This window comes from uncultured Dialister sp., assembly GCF_937959425.1.
Lineage (GTDB): Bacteria > Bacillota > Negativicutes > Veillonellales > Dialisteraceae > Dialister.
In genome coordinates, this window is the sequence record NZ_CALGPS010000117.1 from 1 (window position 1) to 2411 (window position 2411).

The following is a 2411-nucleotide window of genomic DNA, read 5'->3' on the forward strand; positions in this document are numbered from 1 at the left end:
GTTCTTAAGATGGACCGGCCCGCTGGGCCGGAGGGTTCTTAAGCTTGAAACTGTTGCTCAACAACCTGACCCATTTTCAGGGTAACTTTAATAAGCCACCTTAAAAACCAATTTTTTCAAGGTGCTTCTACCTATGCTGGTGTATAATAGGCATAGGTTCCTTATGAACCCGTCGTGGTTAAAAGCTCACTATTCTGATCAATAATTGTGTAGCCCCTTGAACGTAAAAGTGCTAAGGCCTGAGATGTACTCATTACCTTCTTGGCTTTTTGGTTCTTGGTCATGTATCCATCCGCTCTGTAAGGTTCATCCTTACTCAAGATGTTCCAGATGGCAGTCAGAAACATCTTGCAGATTGCAATGATGGCTCGCATGTAACCACGACGATTTTTTATGCGATTAAACCGTCGTGTGATCTCCGGGTGGTTCTTTGAACGCACCACTGCTTTGGCTATATTAACCAGTAGTGGCTTCAAGTACTGTCCACCTTTGGAGATTTTTCGATTTTTTACTTTTTTGGCACTTGAATCATGATTGGCGCCAACTCCTGCCCAGGAGCAGAAGTGTTTTGCTGTTGGAAATACATGGATGTCAGGGCCTATTTCAACTAATACCCTTACAGCAGTAAATGAGTTTGTGTTAAAACCTGGCACCGTACGAATTAAATCCAGTATGTGCTGGTATTCACCCAACTCCTTTTCTACTGTTTCCTGAATTTCCTTTCTATACTCTTCATGTTTATCCACAATTTCGAGGGAAATTCTCATCTTCTCTAAAATGGCATCACTCATCTCCGGCACTTTGGCAATAGCTTCCTGTATCTTAGGAATCGGCGTTTTGCAGGATTTGTCAATGAATGGAGTCACATCAAAAAGTTCTCTGGGATGCTGAATAATATGGTCGAGAATAGCGCGGGAAGATTTGCCAAATACGTCGGAAAACGTATCATCAAGTTTTATTCCTGCATCTGTCAGACAGTTCAGTACACGATTCTTGTTACTGTTAGCAGTGTAGCTGAGCTTGACATAACATCTCACAAGGCCTCGAAGATTGCGAAACTTCCTGGGTGGAATAAAACTGGGAATGACCCTCCCCGACGCATAACTTTTCCCAATCCATATGGCATCGCTGGGATCACTCTTTTTCCCATGCTGTGGCTTGGTATACTTTGGATGTGCTACGACCGGATGTAATCCGGCATCTTCAATAGCATCGAACACAGGATACCAATACTGCCCGGTGGATTCCATACATGCAATAGTGCAGTGATTTATTTTCAGCCATTTCACCAGTGCCTTTTGGCCTTTTGCAAAATTACTGAATCTTTCAGTCTTGTAATGCACCGCGTGATGTTCTACATCATTAATAACGATAGCTGCAAAATTCCATGTCTTATGAACATCAATACCGCAGCATACGGGATGAATGATGTCTTTTTCAAAATAATCTTCAGTTATTTCTTTCAAATGCCTTTTCCCTCTTTTCTACTCTCAATTCAAAGAATAAGAAAATAGATGTGTATTGGACATTGACTGATCATTTTGAAACAATCGAGACGACTGAATGAAGAATTAAGCTTTCGGGCTCTAATACCGGATACGAAATCCGGACGCACCATTTATTGAATCCTAAAAAATGACCTCCCAGTTAGGTTTACGGGGTTATGCACTGCCATGCATTCCTCCATTTAGCTCCACGGGTTATTGTAGTATATCCATTCATACACACTTGATATTATGTGCTCAAATGGAATACATAACAAGAGAATCTCAATCTGGTTTCGTAAATTATTAAAGGGCGCTAGGCCGATGGGCTAGGTTTGACGCCCGCTTTGCGGGCGAGGGTTGTAGAGGCGCCCTATGGGCGCAATATAAAGTCAGCGTTACGGGTCTTGCCTTTGTGCCTCCAGTGCTGCATGAAGAAGTGCCAAAGCCTCCTTCCTAAGGAAGGCAGAAGCCCTGCAGAGGGCTTCTGAGCCGGGCTCTTATTTGAGCATAGCCTGCACATAAAGCGAACACCTTAAAGCCCGGCCGTTGGTGTCGCCGTCAGGCGACGGAGGATAGGGGCGTCAGTTCTTTTCGAAAAGGGATTAAAGGATGGTGGATTGCCCATGGAGCCACTGCGTGGCAGGTTTCAGAGGTTTCAGAGGGTTCAGAGGGTTCCCTCCCCCTCACTTATTGTCCCACCGCCTTGCGGGGGGAAGGTGGTGCGTCAGCACCAAAGGGGGACGGGCCCGTAGGGCCCGCAGGTTGTGTAGAAAGGTTGTGTAGAAGGGTTATGTTCGCTTCGCTCAGGGGAGGGCAGCGGCTGTGCCGCTGAGGGTTGTGGATTGCCGCCTTTGGCGGCAATAAGTTTATATGCCGCCAAAGGCGGCATGGGCTCGCTTCGCTCGCCTCCCCCTTCCACCACTT

General features: G+C 45.8%; 1 protein-coding gene. It reads right to left on the bottom strand.

What is annotated here, in order from left to right; all coding sequences use genetic code 11:
• Window positions 1–161 precede the first annotated feature (161 nt).
• Entirely contained in the window at window positions 162–1466 is a 1305-nt protein-coding gene (locus Q0482_RS05185) for an IS110 family transposase (protein ID WP_299144246.1), read from the bottom strand.
• Window positions 1467–2411 lie beyond the last annotated feature (945 nt).